The organism is Bradyrhizobium sp. 2TAF24, from assembly GCF_052115025.1.
Taxonomy (GTDB): Bacteria; Pseudomonadota; Alphaproteobacteria; order Rhizobiales; family Xanthobacteraceae; genus Bradyrhizobium_A.
Genome location: NZ_JBFRFW010000002.1, coordinates 198,871 through 220,196, shown reverse-complemented (window position 1 = coordinate 220,196; position 21,326 = coordinate 198,871). Strand labels below are relative to the sequence as shown.

General features: G+C 66.5%; 14 protein-coding genes and 1 tRNA gene. 5 read left to right on the top strand and 10 right to left on the bottom strand.

Translation table 11 applies throughout. The features are described from left to right. Positions 1-26 precede the first annotated feature (26 nt). Entirely contained in the window at positions 27-374 is a 348-nt protein-coding gene (rnpA, locus tag AB4Z37_RS04300; RefSeq protein WP_441515447.1) for a ribonuclease P protein component, read from the bottom strand. 23 nt (positions 375-397) lie between these two features. After that, positions 398-532 carry a 50S ribosomal protein L34 gene (gene rpmH, locus AB4Z37_RS04295; protein ID WP_006609582.1) on the bottom strand — a complete coding sequence of 45 codons (135 nt, stop codon included), beginning with the start codon at positions 530-532 and terminating at the stop codon, positions 398-400. Positions 533-897: 365 nt separating this feature from the next. Between rpmH and AB4Z37_RS04290 the strand changes: the two genes are divergently transcribed. The 3 genes from AB4Z37_RS04290 (at position 898) to AB4Z37_RS04280 (ending at position 3,273) form a co-directional block, all read left to right on the top strand. Further along, complete coding sequence (locus AB4Z37_RS04290) at positions 898-2,376, top strand: ATP-binding protein (protein WP_441515446.1); 1,479 nt, start codon at positions 898-900, stop codon at positions 2,374-2,376. 230 nt (positions 2,377-2,606) lie between these two features. After that, positions 2,607-2,683, top strand: a tRNA-Arg gene (locus AB4Z37_RS04285). A gap of 191 nt (positions 2,684-2,874) precedes the next feature. Next, positions 2,875-3,273 carry a hypothetical protein gene (locus tag AB4Z37_RS04280; protein WP_441515445.1) on the top strand — a complete coding sequence of 133 codons (399 nt, stop codon included), beginning with the start codon at positions 2,875-2,877 and terminating at the stop codon, positions 3,271-3,273. 100 nt (positions 3,274-3,373) lie between these two features. Here AB4Z37_RS04280 and AB4Z37_RS04275 read toward each other — a convergent pair whose 3' ends face one another. Then, entirely contained in the window at positions 3,374-4,375 is a 1,002-nt protein-coding gene (locus tag AB4Z37_RS04275; RefSeq protein ID WP_441515444.1) for a helix-turn-helix domain-containing protein, read from the bottom strand. 571 nt (positions 4,376-4,946) lie between these two features. Between AB4Z37_RS04275 and AB4Z37_RS04270 the strand changes: the two genes are divergently transcribed. Next, positions 4,947-8,267, top strand: coding sequence for an autotransporter domain-containing protein (locus tag AB4Z37_RS04270; RefSeq protein WP_441515443.1), 3,321 nt, complete (start codon positions 4,947-4,949; stop codon positions 8,265-8,267). A gap of 172 nt (positions 8,268-8,439) precedes the next feature. Here AB4Z37_RS04270 and AB4Z37_RS04265 read toward each other — a convergent pair whose 3' ends face one another. Further along, positions 8,440-10,152 carry a winged helix-turn-helix domain-containing protein gene (locus tag AB4Z37_RS04265; protein WP_441515442.1) on the bottom strand — a complete coding sequence of 571 codons (1,713 nt, stop codon included), beginning with the start codon at positions 10,150-10,152 and terminating at the stop codon, positions 8,440-8,442. Between the two features lie 83 nt (positions 10,153-10,235). Beyond that, a complete protein-coding gene (locus AB4Z37_RS04260) occupies positions 10,236-10,505 on the bottom strand; it encodes a hypothetical protein (RefSeq protein WP_441515441.1) in 270 nt (89 codons plus the stop codon). Between the two features lie 4 nt (positions 10,506-10,509). Between AB4Z37_RS04260 and AB4Z37_RS04255 the strand changes: the two genes are divergently transcribed. Beyond that, on the top strand, positions 10,510-15,846 hold the full coding sequence (locus AB4Z37_RS04255; protein WP_441515440.1) for an autotransporter-associated beta strand repeat-containing protein: 5,337 nt from the start codon (positions 10,510-10,512) through the stop codon (positions 15,844-15,846). A gap of 48 nt (positions 15,847-15,894) precedes the next feature. On the opposite strand, the gene AB4Z37_RS04250 is transcribed toward AB4Z37_RS04255, so the two are convergent. The 5 genes from AB4Z37_RS04250 to AB4Z37_RS04230 form a co-directional block, all read right to left on the bottom strand. Further along, on the bottom strand, positions 15,895-17,928 hold the full coding sequence (locus tag AB4Z37_RS04250; protein WP_441515439.1) for a YgiQ family radical SAM protein: 2,034 nt from the start codon (positions 17,926-17,928) through the stop codon (positions 15,895-15,897). 103 nt (positions 17,929-18,031) lie between these two features. After that, positions 18,032-18,151, bottom strand: a complete 120-nt coding sequence (locus tag AB4Z37_RS04245; RefSeq protein WP_441515438.1) for a helix-turn-helix domain-containing protein — start codon at positions 18,149-18,151, stop codon at positions 18,032-18,034. 59 nt (positions 18,152-18,210) lie between these two features. Continuing rightward, on the bottom strand, positions 18,211-19,542 hold the full coding sequence (gene fliI, locus AB4Z37_RS04240; RefSeq protein WP_441515437.1) for a flagellar protein export ATPase FliI: 1,332 nt from the start codon (positions 19,540-19,542) through the stop codon (positions 18,211-18,213). A gap of 133 nt (positions 19,543-19,675) precedes the next feature. After that, the gene (flgF, locus tag AB4Z37_RS04235; RefSeq protein WP_441515436.1) at positions 19,676-20,407 is read right to left on the bottom strand and encodes a flagellar basal-body rod protein FlgF; all 732 of its coding nucleotides are present in this window, start codon (positions 20,405-20,407) and stop codon (positions 19,676-19,678) included. Positions 20,408-20,412: 5 nt separating this feature from the next. Next, a complete protein-coding gene (locus AB4Z37_RS04230; protein WP_441515435.1) occupies positions 20,413-21,201 on the bottom strand; it encodes a DUF1217 domain-containing protein in 789 nt (262 codons plus the stop codon). Positions 21,202-21,326 lie beyond the last annotated feature (125 nt).

Below are 21,326 nucleotides of genomic sequence, written 5' to 3'. Positions count from 1 at the left end.
TCTCTATCTCGCCATTCCGTCTGGCTTCAGTTTGGGATCGATTTCGCTGGCTTCCTGTCGAGGCGCTTCAGCGCCGTGCGCAGATCGTCGAGCATGGTCTGGAAGTCGCGGCCGAGCGCGGCCCGACGGCCGACTAGCACATAATCACTGTGCGGTCGCATGGATATGGGGTCCATGCGCTTCACCAATTCGCGAAGCCGGCGGCGGACACGGTTACGCTCGGTGGCAGTCCCGACCTTGCGGGAAACGGTGAATCCGACCCTGGTCGGGCCGGAATCGTCGCGGTGGCGGTACTGGACCACAAAGGCGGCACCCGCCGCCCTTGGCCCCTGGGCTGCGGCGAGAAAATCCGCTCGCTGCCTCAACCGGTCCACGGATAAGGGGTCTTGGCAGGCGCTCAGGCGCTCAGACGCTTGCGGCCGCGGGCGCGGCGGGCAGCCAGAACCTTGCGGCCGCCGGTGGTCGCGAGACGAGCACGGAAGCCGTGACGGCGCTTGCGCACCAGTTTGCTGGGTTGATAGGTCCGCTTCACGGGTCGTTCTCCGCTGACCGGCCGGGATGCCGGTTGTAAGGGTTCCAAAAATTGAGATGACGTCCCCGTCTGTCAAAAAAGAACCGAAATCGGTCCTGCAAATGACCCGGCCAAGCGAAATCGGCCACCGGAGACAGTTGGCGCGGCTTATAAGGGAGCAGCCGGTTTTCGTCAATCTTGCCGTTGCGGTCGCAAAACATCGCCGCCGGCCCGCGCTGCCTGCTGTTTAGGCAGTGTTGTCAGGCGTTTGACGGATTGGCGGGAACGGAGCATGGTTCGGCGCAGACCGTGCGTTGGGGGCGCCGCCGGTCGTCTCGCCCTGCTGGCCGTGCCGCGGGCGGAAATTTTCGAGTTGAACAGGCGCGATGACCGACGCTTTGGACCCCCCCGACCGGCCCCAGCGGCAGCTCGTTCCGCCGCGATTTGGCTTGTCTGCCAAGCTGTTGCTGCTGACCATCCCGCTCGTGATGATCGCCGAGGTGCTGATCTATGTGCCCTCGATCGCCAACTTCAGGATCAACCGCCTGAACGATCGCCTGGCGGCCGCCAACACCGCCGCGCTGGTGCTGAACGCCGCGCCGAGCGGCATGGTGCCCGATTCGCTGGCGCGGGAGATCCTCAGCAGCATCGGGGCGCGGGCGGTGGCCATCAAGATGGGGCAGCAGCGCCGCCTGCTCGCCATCGCCGACATGCCGCCGGCGATCGAGCATGACGTCGACATGCGCTCGATGACCGCCTGGTCGGCGATCATGGATGCTTTCGAGGTGATGCTGGAAAGCGGCAACCAGGCAATCCGGGTGGTCGGCCCGGCGCCGGGCAACCACGGCCAGTTCCTGGAGGTGGTGGTCGACGAGCTGCCGCTACGCCAGGCGATGTACCGCTTCTCGCGGAACTTGCTGCTGCTGTCGCTGGTGATCGCGATTCTGACCGCCGCGCTGGTCTATCTCGCGCTGCACTACCTGTTCGTGCGGCCGATGCGGCGGCTGACGGCGAACCTCGTCGCCTATCACGCCGATCCGGAGAGCCCGGCGCGGATCATTCCAACCTCGGATCGCGGTGACGAGATCGGCGTCGCGGAGCGCGAGCTCGGGGCCATGCAGCGCGATCTGGTGTCGATGCTGCATCAGAAGAGCCGCCTCGCCGCGCTCGGCCTTGCCGTGTCGAAGATCAATCATGACCTGCGCAACCTGCTGGCATCGTCGCAGCTGATCTCGGACCAGCTCGCCCATGTGCCCGATCCGCGGGTGCAGCGCTTCGCGCCCAAGCTGGTGCGCTCGCTGGAGCGGGCGATCGCGTTCTGCCAGTCGACATTATCTTATGGCCGTGCCCAGGAGGCGGCGCCGGACCGGCGCATGGTGGCGCTCGAGCCGATCGTCAACGAGGTGCGGGAGTCCGCCGGTCTCGCCGCTGATACGTCGATCATCTGGGTCAATGCGGTGGAGCGCGGGCTGGCGATCGATGCCGATCCGGACCAGCTGTTCCGCGTGCTCCTGAACCTCGTGCGCAACGCCGCGCAGGCGCTGGAAAGCGAGAGCGTCAACCCCGGCGCCACCAAGCAGATCCGGATCACCGGGCGGCGCGAGGGGGCGGTGGCCATCATCGAGGTCTCGGATACCGGCCCCGGCGTGCCCCAGACGGCCCGCGAGCACCTGTTCGAGCCGTTCCAGGGCTCGTCGCGCGACGGCGGCACCGGCCTCGGTCTCGTCATCGCCTCCGAGCTCGTCCGTGCCCATGGCGGCGAGATGCATCTCGTCGAAGGGACGATCGGGGCGACCTTCCGTATCTCGATCCCCGACCGTCCGGTGCAGTTGTACAGCCCGCGTCCTGAGCGTATTCGCGCCTGAAATGGTCAGCCGCGCACTTCACGGCAGCCCTTTCCTTCAGAAAACATTTGATTTTGGAAAGGTTTAACGCAGGTTGTCGCGGGTGACGAACGTTTGTCATCAAACGTTTGCTGAAATTGGTTTGAGCGCTTGCAAACCGCGGCGGGAGCCGGTAGCTATGGCGCGCCTTCGGCGACCACCACATCGCCGATCCTTCGCTCGCCCCATCGATGAGGGCGTCTGCGACAAATGCGCCCGTAGCTCAGCTGGATAGAGCACCAGACTACGAATCTGGGGGTCAGAGGTTCGAATCCTTTCGGGCGCGCCATTTCCAATTGCTTTGTTTAAGCCTGTCAAAACAGCCTGACGCTGCTGACCCCGCGTTACCTTGGGGCGTTCGCAGCCCTCGCTCGCGGATCAATCTTGCGAATTTCCGGTCTGGAGCTGCCTCCCCTATGATCCAGAGAGCACATTGCGGTCGGCATCCGTGCCGTTCGATTTCATCGCAGTGGCTGCAGCATGAGTAAACTCCGCCAGCGAGGCATCTGGGTGTTGGGGCAAAAGATCGAGCGCTTCTGCTCTTGGATCGGTTCGGATGTCGGGCGCGCCCGTCTGCACAGGATCAACGAGTTCACGCGATCGATCCTGAGCTATGGCGCGCTCACGTCCGCGGCGGCCGGGGCGATCAGGCTGCTGTGGGGGAGTGATGTCTTCAGCATGGCGGCGATCCTGATCACATTGGCGTTCGGAGCGTTCATGCTGGCCTGGAACACCATCGCCTTCGTGCTGGAATATGCTGCGTGGGAGACGCAGGCGTGGCGACTGGGGCTGATCGGTACGGCGCTCATCCTGACGGTGGAGATGTTCACGATCTACGGGATCGTGGATGCATTCATTGCCGCGAGCGCGCCGAAGTGACCTGTCGCACCGTGCCCGCGCGATAGGCGCGGGGCTACGCCGTCGGCTCAATCAAAATGCCGTCGAAGCGCGGTGATTGCCCGAGATGCCGCCGGCCCGATCATTGTCGGACGCTCGTCCACCATTGCTGAACGACGTCGGGGCTTGTCAGCTGGGTCCTGGCAGAGATGTCGAGCTGCGCTTTCCGGTATGCGCTGGCTGTGATGCCGAAGCGGCTGCGAAAGCTTCGGCTGAAGTGCGCTTCGCTTTTGAAGCCGAAGTCGGCCGAAAGCCGTGACAACAGGCGCATCTCGAGCGGGTCGCTGAGAGCCGCTCGTACCGCGAGAAGCCGGCGCTCCTGGATATAACGCATGATGCCGCCGTGGCTCGCGAAAAAACGGTAGAGAGACGCTCGCGAAATTTTGAGCGTCGATGCCAGCCAATCCGGCGACAGGTCCGGCGATGCGAGACTGTCGCGGATGGTGGCTTCGATCAGTGCCGTCACGCTCTCATCTGCTTCTCTTGCCGGTGCGGGAAGCGCTTCGGGGTCGGGGGCGAGCAGGTCCTTCAGAAAGCCAACGGTGTTCGCCACAGTCGCTTCAACATCGGCCTGGCTCAGTTGGGCGCTTCGTTCGCGCAACGACATGATGTGTGCTGCGAGCAGCTCGTTTCGAAGCGGATCGAGGCGAGGCTTGAGCATATCCAGCGGCAGATCGCTCAGTAGCTTGCGGGGAACGATCAGCGACAGCGTATTGGACGAGAATGCGCGCGTATCGACGCCATGAGCAAGGTCGATGATGGCGACCTTGCCGGGGCCGATCACCGTACGCTGGCGATTGACGACGCCGTTGAACCCTCCGCTGGTGTAGAGGTGAAACAGGATGTGATCGGGGGTGGCGCGGATGCGCTGCTCATCTCTTAGGAAGTTCTGGGCATTGAACATCACCCTCGCAATGAGGAGATCGCCGATGATAATGCCCGCGGCCGAGCCCGTCGGCGTTTTCCCGGAAGCCCCGTAGGAGCGAGGTTCGAACAGCGGCGACAGTACCGCGCTCCATGTCGCGAACGCGTTGGGCTCTTTCAATCCGGTGGTGATGTAGAAGAGCCTCGGAAGATCGGACATGAGCTGGAAACTCTGCTTGTGCGTTTCGGTCGTGGTGCTGGCGCGAAATTGCCGCCGCGGATGTGACGAACATGCGTGATGCTCCCCCGTCTGGGGCGTCCTGGGCGACCCTTTCAGCGAAGCTTCACGGCATGGCGCTTGCCGCGCGCTGGACGGCGTTGCGATCGCATGATCGGGGATGCTCCTGTGTGGCGATATGTCGCGAGTGCGTGCGGGCGGGAAAGAAACAACAGAACAGTTGAGACGCATCGTCAAGTCAAAAGCAATGCCGGTGCGCGCGATCCGGGGATCGCGCTGTCCAATCGATCAGACGCCATACTAGAACCGACCTCGGCTTGTGCAGCGCTGACGGGATGGACGTATCCCGGCCAGTCCGACATTCGAAGGGGAGTCTTGTTCTGTGGGGGTCATGGGGAGTTTTCACGGGGCTTCGGCATTTTTTGTCTGCTCCACGCTTTTGAGCACCATCTGCATTTCGGCGCCGGTTGATGCCTCCGAGCGGGCCGTTCGCCAGGCCCCGCTTCGCGTCGCGCAGCCGAAGTCCGCGCCAGGCGCGTCGCTGTCCGCAGCCATGAGGGCCGAGCTTGCCAGCGCGCTGGCGCAGGGCGAACGCGGGCTGATCGCGCAGGTTTATGATCGCACGTATCGCAATCCGGAGCTGCGCGATGCAGTCCTGCGCCACGCCTCGGGTCTGGCGCCGTCGGCACTTCGCGACCTGACGACGGCCGCGGATCTGGGGGTCCTGACCTCCGGTCACCCGATGACACTGGCCCCGAATGCCGCGCAGGTCCTGGCAACGCGCACTGCCGGCGCTTCCGCTCCGGGAGCGACGTCGTACCAGAACGTCGCGATGGCGGTGAACAATTCGCCGAACCTGCCAAGTCCGTTGCCCTCGACCTACGATCAGACGTGGAATCTGACCATGATCGGTGCGCCGCTGGCCTACGCTCGCGGCTTCACCGGCGCCGGCGTCAATGTCACCGTGGCGGATACCGGCTTCGACACCACCAACGCGGCGCTCGTGAACAAGCTGCGGCTCGATCTCGCCCGTAACTATGTCGCCCAGGGTGGGGTCTACAATCCCGCCAACCTGTCGCCGCTGTCAGCGACCGACGCCCACGGCACCCATGTCGCGGGCATTGTCGGGGCACAGAAGTTCGACAACGTCGATATGCACGGTGTCGCCTACGACGCCATGATCATTCCGCTGCGGGTTCTGACAGACAGCAATTCCTCGCCCGGACCGGGAATCGTCGATCCCAGCGCCAGCGCGCTGAACTATTTCGCGACGCTGAACGGGACCATGGTCTACAACGCCAGCTACGGGCCCAAGTACGACGCTAAAAATCTGACGCAGTGGACGATCGGCAACATCTCTGCGGAGGGCGACGCCGTCTTCAACGTCCTGAGGGCCGGCAAGATCATCGTAGCTGCCAACGGCAATGATCGCGGGGACAATCCGATCGCTGCACGCAATCCGTCCGGGCTGGCGCTGCTGCCGTTTCTCAATCCGGCGCACGCCAATCTCGGCGTCTATGACGACCAGGGCCAGGGGCTGGACGGCACCGGGCTGCAGCGCCAGAACGGCCAGATCATTGCCGTCATGTCGGTCGGCAACACCAAGGCTCCGGCGTGGTATTCGAACCTCTGCGGCGTGACCGCCAGCTGGTGCGTTGCGGCGCCCGGCGGTGACAACGAGACCGGACCCGAGGTCTATTCGACCGTTCCCGGCAACACCTACCGCGCCATGGGCGGCACCTCGATGGCGGCCCCCACGGTATCCGGCGCGATTGCCGTGCTGATCCAGGCCAACCCGACCTACAACGCGCAGGATCTGTCGCATCTGTTGTTCTCGACCGCCGAAAATCTCGGCGCGCCTGGCATCAATACCGTGTTCGGCTATGGTCTGATCAGGCTCGATCGCGCCACCGACGGTCCGACGACGCTGGCCGCCAACAGCAATGTGTCGGTCGCGGCGAACACCACGACCTTCTGGAGCCGGCTGCTGAACACCGACGGCGATTTCACCAAGTCGGGTGACGGCATCCTGACCATCTCCGGCCGCACCAATGCGGGTGGCAACGTCACGGCGACACTCGGCACCCTCGCTGTCGATGGCACGCTGAGCCTCACCTCCGGCCACAAACTCAGTGTCGAGCAGCCCGCGACACTGGCCGGCTTTGGCACCGTGAACGGCGACAGCGTCATCGCAGGCACGCTCTCGCCCGGTAAAATGGCGAACGTCGGTGATCTCATCGCCAACGGCTCGATCGCGCCCGGCACCGTGCTGTCGGGCAATTCGGTCGGCTCGCTGACGTTCAACGGCAATGTGACGCTGACGTCGACCGCCACGACCCGGATCGACATCGACGGCACGCTCAACGTGCCGGGCGGCCCCGGCACCTATGACAAGATCTACGTGACCGGCGCCGGGAACGTGTTCTATGCCGCCGGCACGGTTACACCGGTGTTGCGCGGCAGCGTCGGCACCGTCAGCAACTATACTCCCGCGATCGGCACCGAGTTCGCCTTCGTGCAGGCGCAGAACGGTGCGCGCACCGCCGGCACCTTCTCGACACTGGTGCAGCCGACCTCGGGGTTGCCGGCCAATGGCCGCTTCGATCTGATCTACAGCCCCACCGCGATCACGCTGGCAGTGACGCCGGTCAGCTTCAGCAGCCTTGTGCCCGCCGGTCCGCGCGACGCTCCGCGCACATCGGTCGCCAGGATCCTCGACAATGAGCGTGCCGCGTCCGGCGTGATGCCAAGCGCAGCCGAGAAGGGGTTGTTCGACGCGCTCTACAACCTTGATACGGAGACGCAGTACGACAAGGCGCTGTCGCAGCTCGGCGGTCCGGGCCAGCCGGCGATATCCAGCGCGCCGTTGCAGGCATTCTCCGGCATTCTGGGGGCGCTCGGCGATCGCCAGGATATGCTGGCGCTCGGCGCCGAGCAGGGCCAGACCGGTGCGGCGCAGTCGTTCGCGTTGTCCTACGCCGGCCGTGGCATCGTCAGCGCCGAGACCAGTTCGGCGACCAATGCCTTCGCCAGCCTCGCTCCGGCGGAGCGCGTGCGCAATGGCTGGAGTGTCTGGGGTCAGGGATTCGGTCGCAGCAGCCGGGTCGGCGATGCGGGCGAGCTTGCCGGCTCGAAGATGGCCAGCGGCGGCTTCACGCTCGGTGCCGATCGGCAGTTCTCTGCGAACCTGACCGCCGGCGGCGCATTCGGTTACGCGCGCACCACGGCGACCAGCACAGACATCCGTGGCACGTCCGACACCTATGCCGGCGCGCTGTATGCGAGCTGGACGCCGGGCGCGGCGGTGGTCGACCTTCGCGTCGCAGCCGGTCCGAGCCAGATGACCACCAACCGCCAGATCCTGCTGACCTCGTCTGCCCTGCAGGGTAGCACCAATGGTGTTGGCGTCGGCACCTCGCTGGAAGCCGGCTATCGGATTCCGCTGGCGGCCAATGTGACGCTGAAGCCGTTCGCCGGGATCAACTGGCAGGGCTTCCGTCGCGATGGCTACAGCGAGAGCCAGTTGCCGTTCGGGCTGGTCTATGCCGCGCAGACCTATGACAAGCTGACCACGACCGCCGGCGCCACGCTGAGCGCGCGGCTGCGCACGGTCGACGGCGTCACCATCGTTCCGGAAGTGAAGCTCGCCTGGGCGCACGACCTGCGCGACACTACGCTGGTCAGCCAGGCGGCACTGCTCGACGAGGCCTTCACGGTTGCGGCCGCGCAGCCGGGCCGCGACGCGGCCCTGGTCGGCGCCAAGCTCTCCGGCTGGTGGAATGACAACTTCCGGGTGTTCGCTGCGTACAACGGCGAGTTCCGCCGCAATGCCGAGAGCCACCAGTTGTCGGGCGGCGCCCGCCTCAGCTGGTAACGGCAGGCAACGCTGACGACATGCTGTGACAATCCGGTCGTGTCGCGGCATCGTGTGGGGCGATCGTTATATCGGCAAGCGATCGGGAGATCGCTTGCCGCCCCAGGCATCCGCGCCACGGCGATCGATATCTTCCGCCTTCAGCTGTCGCGTTCGTGGCCGATCGCCGGGTTCAACGCTCCGGCAGTCCCGCATCGACCATGTGCTGGATGATCCTGTCCGTTGCTTCGATAAAGACGGGACTGCTGTTCTTGGTCGGCGGGCTGACGTTGAGCCGCGTCGTGCCGGGCCGCAATTTCAGTCCCTCCTGAATCGCCGCCCTTGCCTCGTCGAACCGCCCGGCCTTTTGGTGGATGGCGGCCAACACCATGTACGGGCGGCCCGATGCCCCGGTGATGGCAAGCGAGCGTTGCAGCCATGGCAGTGCGTCGGCGTCGCGGCCCATCAGCATGTTGGCCCATGCCACACCCAGCAGCCACGTCCACCGGGAGACCGCCGGCGTATCGAACCGGTCGGCCTGCTGGAATGTCGCGAGCGCGTCCTCGAATCGGCCGAGATTGACCTGTCCGAGGCCGATGAGATAGAGCGCGCCGCCGTGCCAGGGGTCGAAGCTCAGGACCCTGGCGCAGGCCACGAGACTTTCCACGAAATGGTTGGTTGCGCTCAGAAAGCGGCAATAGGTCTCGAGCACCGCGATGGAATTGGGCCTGGCGCGCAACGCGCGCTCGAGCGTTGCGCTGGCCTCGGCCTCGACTGCGATCGCCTGGTCGGGGCTGAACCAGACCATCTGGATGCCGCGCAGCTGAAGCGAGGCGAGTGCGACGGCGATATCGACATTGTCGGGAGCGTCGGTGAGCGCCTTCTGCAGCATGCTCTGCGCCATGCCGAAACGCTCGCGCGTGGTCTGATTGATCGATGCCGTCGCCTGCTCGATGACGACCTTGGCTTTTCCGGCAGCCGCTTCCGGGGGGACGGACGATGTGCTGGCCTCGATCAGTTCGTTGAGGCGGCGCGCAAGCGGATGACCGACGCCCGCCGCGAGGCGCGACTGTTGCAGTTGGGCGTCCGCTGCCTCGGGGCCGACCGAAACGGTCGCCACCGACTGGACCTCGCCGGTGGCCGTCCTGACGAGGCGCGCGCGCAGCGTCCACGATGGCTCGCCATACTGCAATTCGCCGCGGATTTCGAAATCAGATGGCACCACGGGCGTGGCAGACGCTTCGCGCCGCGCCGTGGTGACAACCCGGATATTGTCGATCTTGGCGAAGCCGTCCACGAGGCGGCTGGTGACCTCCTGTGCCATCATTGCGCCACCGGGATCATTGCTGGTGTCAACGATTGGCATGACGGTGATGACCGGCGGCGTCTGCTTGATGATGCGGCCCGGCCAGAACGTCGTCGCCGCGACGGCAACGCCGACGATGGTGCAGAGAATGGCGGCGGCGATCGCCACACGTCCGCGCAAGGCGAAGGCCGGCCGCTCGGCTTGCGACGGTTCGATGACCGTTTCAGCCGGCGGTGCGGGTGCGTCGTCCGCAGGCTGGATGGTAGAGGTGTCCGGGATGGCAGGCGGTTCGGCTGGCTCGGCGCTCACCTCGGCGGTCAGAACATAGCCGCCGCCGGACGCGAGCTTGATCGTCTGCCGCTGCTCGTCGCCGAGCGCGGCACGCAGCTCGCGGATGCACTGGAAGAGGCTGTCTTCGCCGACGTGGACGTTCGGCCAGACGGCCTCCATCAGTTCCTGCTTGCTGAGGATGCGACCGGCATTGGTCACGAACACCCGCAGCATCTCGAAGGTCTTCGGACGCAGCTTGACGGCAACGCCGTCGGGCCCGCGCAGCTCGGCGCGCTGCTGGTCCAGCTCGAAACCGGCGAAACGAAACACGAAGACCCCCCAGGCGGCGTGAGCGGACTAAATACAGCAAAACACTACTGAAAACGGCGCTGAAGCGGAAATTTCAGAAATTTTCAGAACGCCATCCCCAGCGATTTCAGGACACTACTCACTTCCAGTGAAATGAAGTATCGCGCGCTCGATTTTCCGGGCTGCTGACGGTTGCGCACGGATGAGCGGGGAGGCTGATCCGTGCGGTGAGAGGGGGCGGGGATAGTGGTGACGGTAGTGGCTCGGTTGGGGAGCAAGCAGAGGTTGCGGGCGGCGTGGCTCGCATCGACATCGCTGGTCATCGCCTTGGCATTTCCGGTCATCGGGGCGACGCCTGCGGCCGCCAGCGACATCCTGGTGTCCGATGCATCGCAGCTGTCCGCGGCCATCGCGGGCGCGTCGGCGGGCGACCGCATTCTGCTGCAAAACAATATCGCGCTCGGCACGACGCTGCTGCCGCCGGTGGCGGCCAACATCACCATCGACGGCAACGGCCACACCATCGATGCCCAGGGCAACAACCGGATCTTCTTCCTCAACAGCACGGCGACGATCCAGAACGTCACGCTCGTCGGTGGCAATGCCCAGGGCGGCAGCGGTGCTGGCAGGGGTGGCGGCGGACTCGGCGCCGGCGGTGCGATCTTCGTCAATACCGGCAACGCCACGATCAGCAATGTCAGTTTTGCCAACAACAGCGCGGCCGGCGGCAATGGCGGCAGCACTGCAACCGCCGGCGGCACACCCGGCGGTGGCGGTGGCGGCGGGTTGGGCGGCAGTGGCGGCAGCGCCGGACAGAATGCGGGCGGCGGCGGCGGCGGCTACAGCGGTGGCGGTGGCGGCAGCGGTGGTCCGACCGATCACGCGGGGACCAGCATTCCCGGCGGTGCTGGCGGTAGCGGTCCTGGCGGCAATGGCGGCGGCGGTGGCATGGGGACGAGCGGAAGTTCCGGTGCGAACGGCGGTGGTGCCGGTGGCGCGTCGGGCGTCCGGTTTTCCTTCCAGACCGGCGGCGGCGGCGGTGGCGGTGGCCTTGGCGGCGGCGCCGGTGGTTCGGGCACCTCCAATGACATCGATGGCGGTGGCGGTGGCGGTGGCGGCGGCCTCGCCGCGGGTGCCGGCGGCACCGGTGGTACCCATGGTGCCGGCACCGACGGCGGAATTGGCGGCGGCGGCGGTGGCGCCGGCGGCAACGGCGGCGGCAATGGCGGCAATGGCGGCGACTTCGGTGGCGGCGGCGGCGGCACCGACAGCGGAAGCGCTGGCAACGGGGGCTTCGGCGGCGGTGGTGGTGGCTCCGGATTCGGCACCAACGGTGGTGTCGGCGGCTTTGGCGGCGGCGGCGGCGGTACGTTGTTTGGAAGCCCCGGTTCGGGCGGCGTCGGCGGCGGCGGCGGCTCCACCGGTTATGGCGGCGGCGGCGCGGGCTTCGGCGGTGCGGTGTTTGTCCGCGGTGGTGCCAGCCTGACCATCAGCGATGGTTCGTTCACCGGCAACAGCGTGACGGCCGGCGCCGGCTCTATCGCGTCAGCCCGCGGCGTGGCCGCGGGCTCCAGCCTGTTCCTGATGAGCGGCGCGACGACCACCTTCAGCCCGACCGGAACGCTGACGATCAATGGCACCATCGCCGACGACAGCGCCGCGAGCGTGCCGAGCGGACACAGCTTCGCCGCAGGCACGGGCGCGGGCGCGGCGATCGCGATCGCGCGCGGCACCGTGGTCCTGAACGGGGCCAACACCTACAGCGGCGGCACGACCATCAGCGGGACGGCCGTGGCCGGCAACAATTCCGCGTTCGGCACCGGCATGGTGACGATCGACGGCGGCACGCTTCAGGCCGGCGCGAACAATCTGACCATCAGCAACGCCATTGCGCTGAGCAGCGCTGGCGGCAGGGTCGATACCAACAGCAACACGCTCACGCTCTCCGGGGTGATCGCCGACGCCGGCGCCAGTCCGGGTGCGCTGACCAAGGCCGGTGCCGGGACGCTGATCCTGAGCGGCGCCAACACCTATTCCGGCGGCACCACCATCAATGCGGGTACGCTCAAGATCGCGGGTACCGGCACGCTGGGAAGCATCGGCGCCGCCACCGTGGTCGCGGGCGGCACGCTCGATCTCGGCGGCACGACCCAGATCCAGAACGGCGGTGTGACGCTGACCAGCGGCAGCATCACCAATGGCACCCTGTCGTCGTCAGGCGGATTCGCCGTTCAGGCGGGCACCATCGATGCCGTGCTCGCGGGCGCGGGCGCGCTGACCAAGAGCGGCACCGGCACGGTGACGCTGTCGGGAGCCAATACGTATACCGGTGGCACGACGGTCAATGCAGGCACGCTGCAAATCAGCGGCACTGGCACGCTGGGCAGCAGCAGCGCCACCACCACAGTCGCGGGCGGCACGCTCGATCTCGGCGGCACGACGCAGATTCAGAACGGCGGCGTGACGCTGATGGATGGCCGCATCACCAACGGTACACTGTCATCGGCCGGCCTGTTCGACCTTCGGGCAGGCGTCATCGACGCAAATCTCGCGGGGAACGGTGCACTGGCCAAGAGCAGCGTCGGCATGGTGACGCTCTCGGGCATCAATACATATACCGGCGGGACCACGATCAGTGCGGGCACGCTGCAGCTCGCGGGCGCCGGCACGCTGGGCGCCACCAGTGCTGCCATCACTGTTTCCGGTGGCGCGCTCGATCTTGGCGGCACGACGCAGATCCAGAACGGCGGCGTGACGCTGACGGGCGGTCGCATCGCCAACGGCACGCTGTCGTCCTCAGGCACATTCAGTGTTCAGGCGGGCACCATCGATGCCTCGCTCGCCGGGAGCGGCGCACTGACCAAGAGCGGCATCGACATCGTGACGCTGTCCGGGGCCAACACCTATAGCGGCGGCACCACGATCAACGGTGGCACGTTGCAGCTTGGCAGCGCCGGCCGCAGCGGCTCCATTCTGGGGGCTGTCACTGTCGGCGCCGGCGCCACGTTCAGCGTCTTCAACGCCGACTCCAGCGGCATCACCAGCATCACCAACAACAACATCGTTAGTTTCTCCGGCAACAGCGCCGCCGGTCATGCCACCATCACGAACAATGCCGGCGGCAGCGTCAGCTTCTCTGGTTCGAGCACGGCCGCAAGCGCGAACATCGTCAACAACAACCTGATGTGGTTCAATGGCAGCTCCAGCGCCGGCAGCTCGACCATTACCAACCTTTCCTTCCTCACCTTCGCAAACGCCGCCACGGCCGGCAGTTCAACCATCAATACCAGCGGCGGCGGCGTCGACTTCAACGCCAGCAGCACCGCCGGCAGTGCCACGATCAACCTCAACAGCAGTTCGGCCGTCGTCCGTTTCAATGGCGGTAGCTCCGCGCAAAACGCGACGATCAGCAACAATGCCGACAGCGTCGTGGCATTTACCGGTCGGTCCACCGCAGGCAATGCGCAGTTGACCAACAACAGCGCCCGTGCCCTCTTCGATTTCTCCCCCAGTTCCGGCCCGAACAACGACCACAAGCTCAGCGCCGGCTCCATCGCCGGCAACGGTACCTTCGACCTCGGCGCCAACGCGCTGACGGTTGGCGGCAATAACCTGTCGACCACGGTCAGCGGCGTGATCGCCGATGGCGGCTTGGTCGGCGGCACCGGCGCCTCGCTGGTGAAGACCGGCTCCAGCACGCTGACGCTGAGCGGCGTCAATACCTATTCCGGCGGCACCACCATCAACGCGGGGACGCTGAAGATCGCAGGCGCCGGCACCTTGGGTGGCACCGGCGCCGCTACCATTGTTGCGGGTGGCACGCTCGATCTCGGCGGCACGACCCAGATCCAGAACGGCGGCGTGACGCTGACGGGTGGCAGCATCACCAACGGTACGCTGTCGTCGTCCGGCGTGTTTGACGTTCAGGCAGGCGCCATCGACGTCGGTCTCACGGGCAGCGGCGCACTGACCAAGAGCGGCACCGGCACGCTGACCCTGTCGGGCACCAACACCTATACCGGCGCGACCATCGTCAACGGCGGCACGCTGGCGGTGAACGGGTCGATCGCCTCGTCGAGCGGCGTGACCGTCAACGGCGGCGGCACGCTGGGCGGCACCGGGCAACTGCCGACGACCGTCATCAACAATGGCGGCACGCTGTCGCCGGGCAACTCCATCGGCACCATCACGGTCAATGGCAGCCTGACGTTCAACGCCGGTTCGACCTATCGGGTCGAGGTCCTGCCGACATCGGCGGATCGCATCAACGTTCTGGGCGCGGCGACCTTGACTGGCGGCACCGTGCAGGCGGTCACGTTGCCCGCCAGCTTCCGTAGCCAGACCTATACCATCCTCAATGCCACCGGTGGGCTCGGCGGCACGCAGTTCGCCGGGTTGAGCGTCACCGGCAGCAGTATTGCTCCGCTCGCGCGCAATCCGCACCTCACCTACGATCCGAACAACGTCTACCTCGTGCTCGATCCCGGCCTGATCGTACTGCCCGCGGGCGCGGGCAGTAACCAGGCCAAGGTCGCCGGCGCCATTAACGGCGCGGTACTGGGTGGGACGACGCCACCAGCGGGATTCGACGCGCTGCTCAACATGGGCGGCGCGCAGCAGACCGGCGCGCTCAACCAGGTGTCCGGCCAGCCGGGTGCTGCCGGTACGCAGGGCGCGTTCAATGCCATGCAGCAGTTCGTCTCGATGCTCGATCCGTTCGGCGGTGGCGGCATGGACGGCGAGCGCAGCGCGGGCGGAGAGGGAACTGCGCTCGGCTATGCTCCGTCTGATGGCGGCGATGCCAGAACCCGCGAGGCCTATGCGGCGGTGACGCCGTTCGACCGGGGTGGCGAGCGTTTCGATAGCCGCTGGGGCGTGTGGGCCTCAGGCTACGGTGGCGCGAGCACAGTGAGCGGCAACGCCGTGTCCGGAACGAGCACCACCACCAGCCGCATCTACGGCACCATCGTCGGCGCTGACTATCGCGTGGCGCCGAACACGCTGCTCGGCTTCGCGCTTGGCGGCGCGGGCTTCAACTTCGCGCTGGCGGACAGCCTCGGCGGCGGCCGCGCCGACCTGTTCCAGGCGGGTCTTTATGGCCGCCATACCATCGGGCCGGCCTATATCTCGGCGGCGCTCGCCTATGGCTGGCAGGACGTTACCACCGATCGCACGGTCACCGTGTCGGGTGCCGACAAGCTGAGCGCGAACTTCAAGGCCAGCACGTTTGCCGCGCGCGGCGAGGTCGGCTGGCGCCTCGCGCCCTGGCCTGCCGCTGCGATCGGCGTGACGCCCTATGCGGCGGTTCAGGTCACGAGCTTTTATCTGCCGGGATACAGCGAATACGCCGCCGCCGGCAGCAATCAGTTCGCACTCGCCTACAGCGGGCAGACCACGACCAATATCCGCACCGAGGTCGGCGCGCGGCTGGACAAGGACTTTTTAATGTCCAACGGTGTGCTGACGCTGCGCGGCCGTCTCGCCTGGGCGCACGATTCCAACACCGATCGTCCCATCACCGCGGCCTTCCAGGCGCTGCCCGGCGCGGCCTTCACGGTCAACGGCGCGCAGCCGGCCGCTGATGCCGCGCTCGTCACCGCCGGCGCCGACATGAAATGGCGCAGCGGCGTGTCGGTGGGCGGTCGCTTCGAAGGCGAATTCTCCCGTAGCACCAGCAGCTACGCTGGCAAGGGCACGGTGCGCTACGCGTGGTAGGCAGGCCGTCGGCCGGGTCGGACATGCCGTCCGGCAACGCCGGCGGCATCACTTCCTGATGCGCACGCCCTTGGTGGTGAAGCGCTGTGTCCTGCCGCCGCCGTCGCGGATGGGGCGGCGGGTGCCGGCAGCCTTGCCGGTGCCGGGCGGCTGATGGGCGGGCACGAGCTGGTCGGGGCGTGAGCCGATCAGGTCGGCGCGGCCCATCTCCTTGAGCGCTTCGCGCAGCAGCGGCCAGTTGTCGGGATCGTGGTAGCGCAGGAACGCTTTGTGCAGCCGGCGCTGCCGCAATCCCTTGATCGCCTCGACCTTGTCGCTGCCGCCATGGCGCACGCCGCGCAGCGGATTGACGCCGGTGTGGTACATCGCGGTCGCGGTCGCCATCGGCGAGGGCAGGAAGGTCTGCACCTGGTCGGCACGGTAGCGGTTCTTCTTGAGCCACAGCGCGAGGTTCATCATGTCCTCGTCGGTGGTGCCGGGATGCGCCGCGATGAAATAGGGGATCAGGAAATATTTCTTGCCGGCCTGCTGCACGGCGGCGTCGAACATTTCCTTGAAGCGGTCATAGGTGCCGATGCCCGGCTTCATCATCTTGTCGAGCGGGCCGCGCTCGGTGTGCTCGGGCGCGATCTTGAGATAGCCGCCGACGTGGTGGGTGACGAGCTCCTTGACGTATTCCGGGCTCTTCACCGCGAGGTCGTAGCGCACGCCCGAGGCGACCATCACCTTCTTGACGCCCTGCACTTCGCGCACCTTGCGATAGAGCCGGATGAGGTCGTCGTGCGAGGTGTTGAGATTCGGGCAGATCTCGGGGAACACGCAGGACGGCCGCCGGCATGCCGCCTCGATCTTGGGATCGTTGCACGCCATGCGGTACATGTTGGCGGTGGGGCCGCCGATGTCGGAGATCACGCCGGTGAAGCCCGGCGTCTTGTCGCGGATGCGCTCGATCTCGCGAAGGATCGAGCCTTCCGAGCGATTCTGGATGATGCGGCCTTCGTGCTCGGTGATCGAGCAGAATGTGCAGCCGCCGAAGCAGCCGCGCATGATCGTCACCGAAAACCGGATCATGTCCCAGGCGGGGATCTTGGCCTCGCCGTAGGACGGATGTGGCGCACGGGCGTAAGGCAGATCGTAGACGCCGTCCATCTCCTCGGTGGTCAGGGGGATCGGCGGCGGATTCAGCCACAGGTCGCGGTCGCCATGGCGCTGCACCAGCGGCCGTGCGTTGCCGGGATTGCTCTCCCGGTGCAGCACGCGCGAGGCGCGGGCATAGGCCTCGCGATCCTGTTCGACCTGTTCGCACGCCGGCAGACGGATCACGGTGTCGCCGGGATGACGCGCCGCGCCCTCGTCGGCGGCGTCGAGATCGTCGGCATGCAGCTCGGTGTAGCCCTCGGGGACGCGGCGGAACAGCGCGGTGCCGCGGATCGAGGCAAGGTCACGCGGGCTCTCGCCGGCAGCGAGGCGATGCGCCACCTCGACGACGGCGCGCTCGGCGTTGCCATAGAGCAGGATGTCCGCCTTGGCGTCGGCCAGCACCGAGCGGCGCACCTTGTCGGACCAGTAGTCGTAATGGGCGATGCGGCGCAGCGATGCCTCGATGCCGCCGAGCACCACCGGCACGTCCTTGAACGCCTCGCGGCAGCGCTGGGCGTAGACGAGGGTGCAGCGGTCCGGCCGCTTGCCGCCTTCGCCGCCCGGCGTGTAGGCGTCGTCATGGCGCAGCCGGCGGTCCGCCGTGTAGCGGTTGACCATGGAGTCCATGTTGCCGCCGGTAACGCCGAAAAACACCCGCGGCTTGCCCAGCGCCTTGAACGGCTCGGCCGATTGCCAGTCGGGCTGGGAGATAATGCCGACCCGAAAGCCCTGGGCCTCGAGCAGGCGGCCGATGATCGCCATGCCGAAGCTCGGATGGTCGACATAGGCATCGCCGGTCACCAGCACGATGTCGCAGGCGTCCCAGCCGAGCGCCGTCATCTCGGCGCGGCTCATCGGCAGGAACGGCGCGGGTTTCCCCGGATGCGCCCGGTGACGGGGCCAGGAATTCAGCGGTTTTGCGGCGGCAAGGGCGATGGTCATGGCGACACGCATAAGACCCCGGGCCCGTAAATTCAACCGACAGGCGTGTGACGCGGCGCACGGCTTTGGCACGGGTTCCCGAGGCGATCGGGCAGTGGGTCCGTCAGATCATGCCACGGCGGCGGAATTGCAGCGGCGACAGGCCCTTCCAGCGCTTGAACGCACGGGAGAAGCTCGCCGTTTCGGCGAAACCGAGGCTCTCCGCACCCCGTTCCACCGACATGTGGCGCTGCCCAGCGGGGCGCCCGCCCGGCCATGCGCGCCGGCGGCGTCGCCTCCAGCCTACCCAATCTCCTTCTTGATGATCTCCAGCAGTTCCTGGAACGGCTCGGTGCTCTGCGGATCCGACGGCATCTGGCACATCAGGTCATAGATCTTCGGCACCAGCTGCACCGCCTGGTCGAGCTCGCCGTCGCGGCCGGGCTGATAGCCGCCCATCAGGCGCAGGTCGCGCGTGTCCTCGAAGCGGGCGATCATGGCGCGCAGCCGGCGCAGCAGGTGGCCTTCCTCCGCCGTCCACACCTGCTGGGCGAGGCGAGACACCGATGACAGCACGTTGACCGCCGGATAGCGCCCCTGGTCGGCCACCGCGCGGTCGAGCACGATGTGGCCGTCGAGCGTGCCGCGCACGGTGTCGGCGATCGGCTCGTTGTGGTCGTCGCCGTCCACCAGCACCGAATAGATGCCGGTGATCGAGCCCTGTCCTTCCGTGCCGGGGCCGGAGCGCTCCAGGAGGCGCGGCAGGTCGCTGAACACGCTCGGCGCATAGCCGCGCGCCACCGCCGGTTCGCCGGTCGCCAGCGCCACCTCGCGCGCTGCGTGCGCAAAGCGCGTCACCGAATCGACGATCAGCAGCACGGATTCGCCCCGGTCGCGAAAATATTCGGCGATGGTGGTCGCGGTCTTGGCCGCGAGGCGCCGCATCATCGGGCTCTCGTCGCTGGTGGAGACCACGGTGATGGCGCGTGTGCGATCCTGCCCCAGCGTGTCGTCGAGGAATTCGCGCACCTCGCGGCCGCGCTCGCCGACGAGTGCCGTCACCACGGTGTCGAAGCCACGGCTCTGCGCCATCATCGCCAGCAGCGTGGTCTTGCCGACGCCGGAGCCGGCGAAAATGCCGATGCGCTGGCCCAGGCACAGCGGCGTGAACAGGTCGAGCACCCGCACGCCGGTGCGCAGCGGCGCCTGCACGCGGCTGCGTCCCACGGCCGGTGGCGGCCCCGCGTCGGTCGACATCGCCCGCTCGCCGGTCGGCAGCACGCCCGCGCCGTCGATCGGCTCGGCGAGCGCGTTCAGCACCCGGCCTTTCCAGCTTGGATGCGGCGCGATGGTCTTCGGCGGCATGCGATAGGCCGTTAGGCCGAGGCCGGCGCCGATGTGGGAGTCGAACGGCTTGGCCGTGACGCCGCCGGCGTCGATGCGCACCACTTCGCCGAGCTGTATCTGGCCGTCGATGTCGAGCCCGATCAGTTCGCCAAGCTTGGCGAATTTCGACAGTCCCGCGACGCGGTAATGTGTCGGTGTCACCTCGCAGACATAGCCGCCGATGCGCGCCGGCGGTACCTCCCTGCGCAGGAATTGCAGCGTCACTTCCAGCCGTTCGAGGGCATTCATGGGAGCATCAGGTCCGGTGGGATACGCAGAGGATCGGCTTTATTCCGAATTCAACAAAGGGCGCCAGTTCAATCGTCGCTTCATGGCAGGCATTGTCGTGCGCCCCAGCCGAGCGACACGATATCGTCCAACCCTATCCCTTCGTCGGTTCGCCCAGTGAGCGAATCGCATTCTGCATCGTGCTCTCCGAGCCGTCGATCAGCGACGACACGCTCTGGAAAGCGCGCGACGCGGTCATCAGCTGGGTCAGCTCCGACATCGAATCGACGTTGGAATCCTCGACGAAGCCCTGCTGGAAGCCGGTCTGCAGGAAATCGATCACCGGTGATGCGGCGCGGTCGGGGATGACCCCCGAGTTGCCGAAACGCTCCAGCCGTGCACTCGCGGGAATGTCATAAAGGCCGAGCACACCGACCTGGTTGGGGCCCTGCGCGATAGTGCCGTTGCGCGTGATGGTCGGCGGCCCGCCCTCCGGATCGAGAATGATCGGCATGCCGCCGGCGTCGAGCACCGGATAACCGGTTGCCGTCTGCAGTTCGCCATTGCCGGCGATCTGCATGCGGCCATCGCGGGTGTAGACGCGGCCGGCGGGGCCGTTGAAGGACATCCAGCTGTTGCCGACAATGGCGACGTCGAGGCTGTTCTGGGTGCGGGTCACGCCCCCGGGCTTGCGCGAGATGAAGTTCTCTCCCGACGACGCAAAGGCCACCGGCTGGGTCGCTGCGCGAGACATCGCGGCCTCGAACTTGACGGCATCGGCGCGGAAGCCGGTGGTCTTCATGTTGGCGAGGTTGTTGGCGATGGTCTCGAGCCGCTTTTCCAGCGCGACCTGGGCGGAGAGGCTGACATAGAGGGCGGATTGCATGGGCGTTAGCGTCCGAGCTTGAGATTCTGCAGGCTGGTGAGAATATCGGCGTTGAGCCCCATGTCGCTGGACTGGCCGCCGGTGATGATGGTGAGGGCCGGCGATGAGGATGCCGCGTCGGTGTTCTGCATGTCCCACATCGCGCTGAAGCGCTGCAGGAAGGTCCTCAGCTTCGCCGGATCCTTGAAATCGGCGACGTTGATTTGCTTGGCCAGCATCGTGGCCTGCTTGTCGACGGCGGCCATCGAGGTCATCGGCGAGATGTCGAGCGCGGTCTGGGCGACCTGGAGCAGAGCCTTGTCGGACAGGATCTGCATGACATTGGTGATGCTGGGCGCCTTGCGTTCGAAATAGAGAGCGAGGCGCACGCCCTCACTCTGCGAGCCGGCGTCTTCCTCCAGCGTCTGGCGCACATACTTGCTCACGGTGCCGGTCGTCGCCGCGGTGGTGCTGGTCGCCCTGTCGCCCAGCGAGGCGAAGTTGAAGGCGGCGGCGAAGTCGCGGTAGCGCTTGTCGACCAGCTTGTTGGCGAAGCTGGTGGACGAGGTGACACCCTCCGTCAGTACCTTGCGCATGAAGGCCTTGGCGTAGGTCATGTCGGACAGGCCGAAGGCCTTCATCGCGTAGGAGTACAGCCGGTAATCGCCGAGGAACTGGTCGATCGTCTTCACCTGGCCAATGTGCTGCAGGTAGTAGTCGGTGTCGCGCGATACGTCCGGCCTCTTGGCGGTCTGCTGCAACTGCCGCACGATGTTGTTGGAGATCATCTGGTAGGTGGCGATGGTCGACGTCATCGGACAAGCGACTCCGGCGCGGGCATGAGGATCAGGTTGTCAGCGAGAATCGGCCGACAAGCTTGCGCGGGCCTGCCGTGCCGGAAGGCCGGTCAGCTCCGTGCAAGCGTCGCTGCCTAAACGAA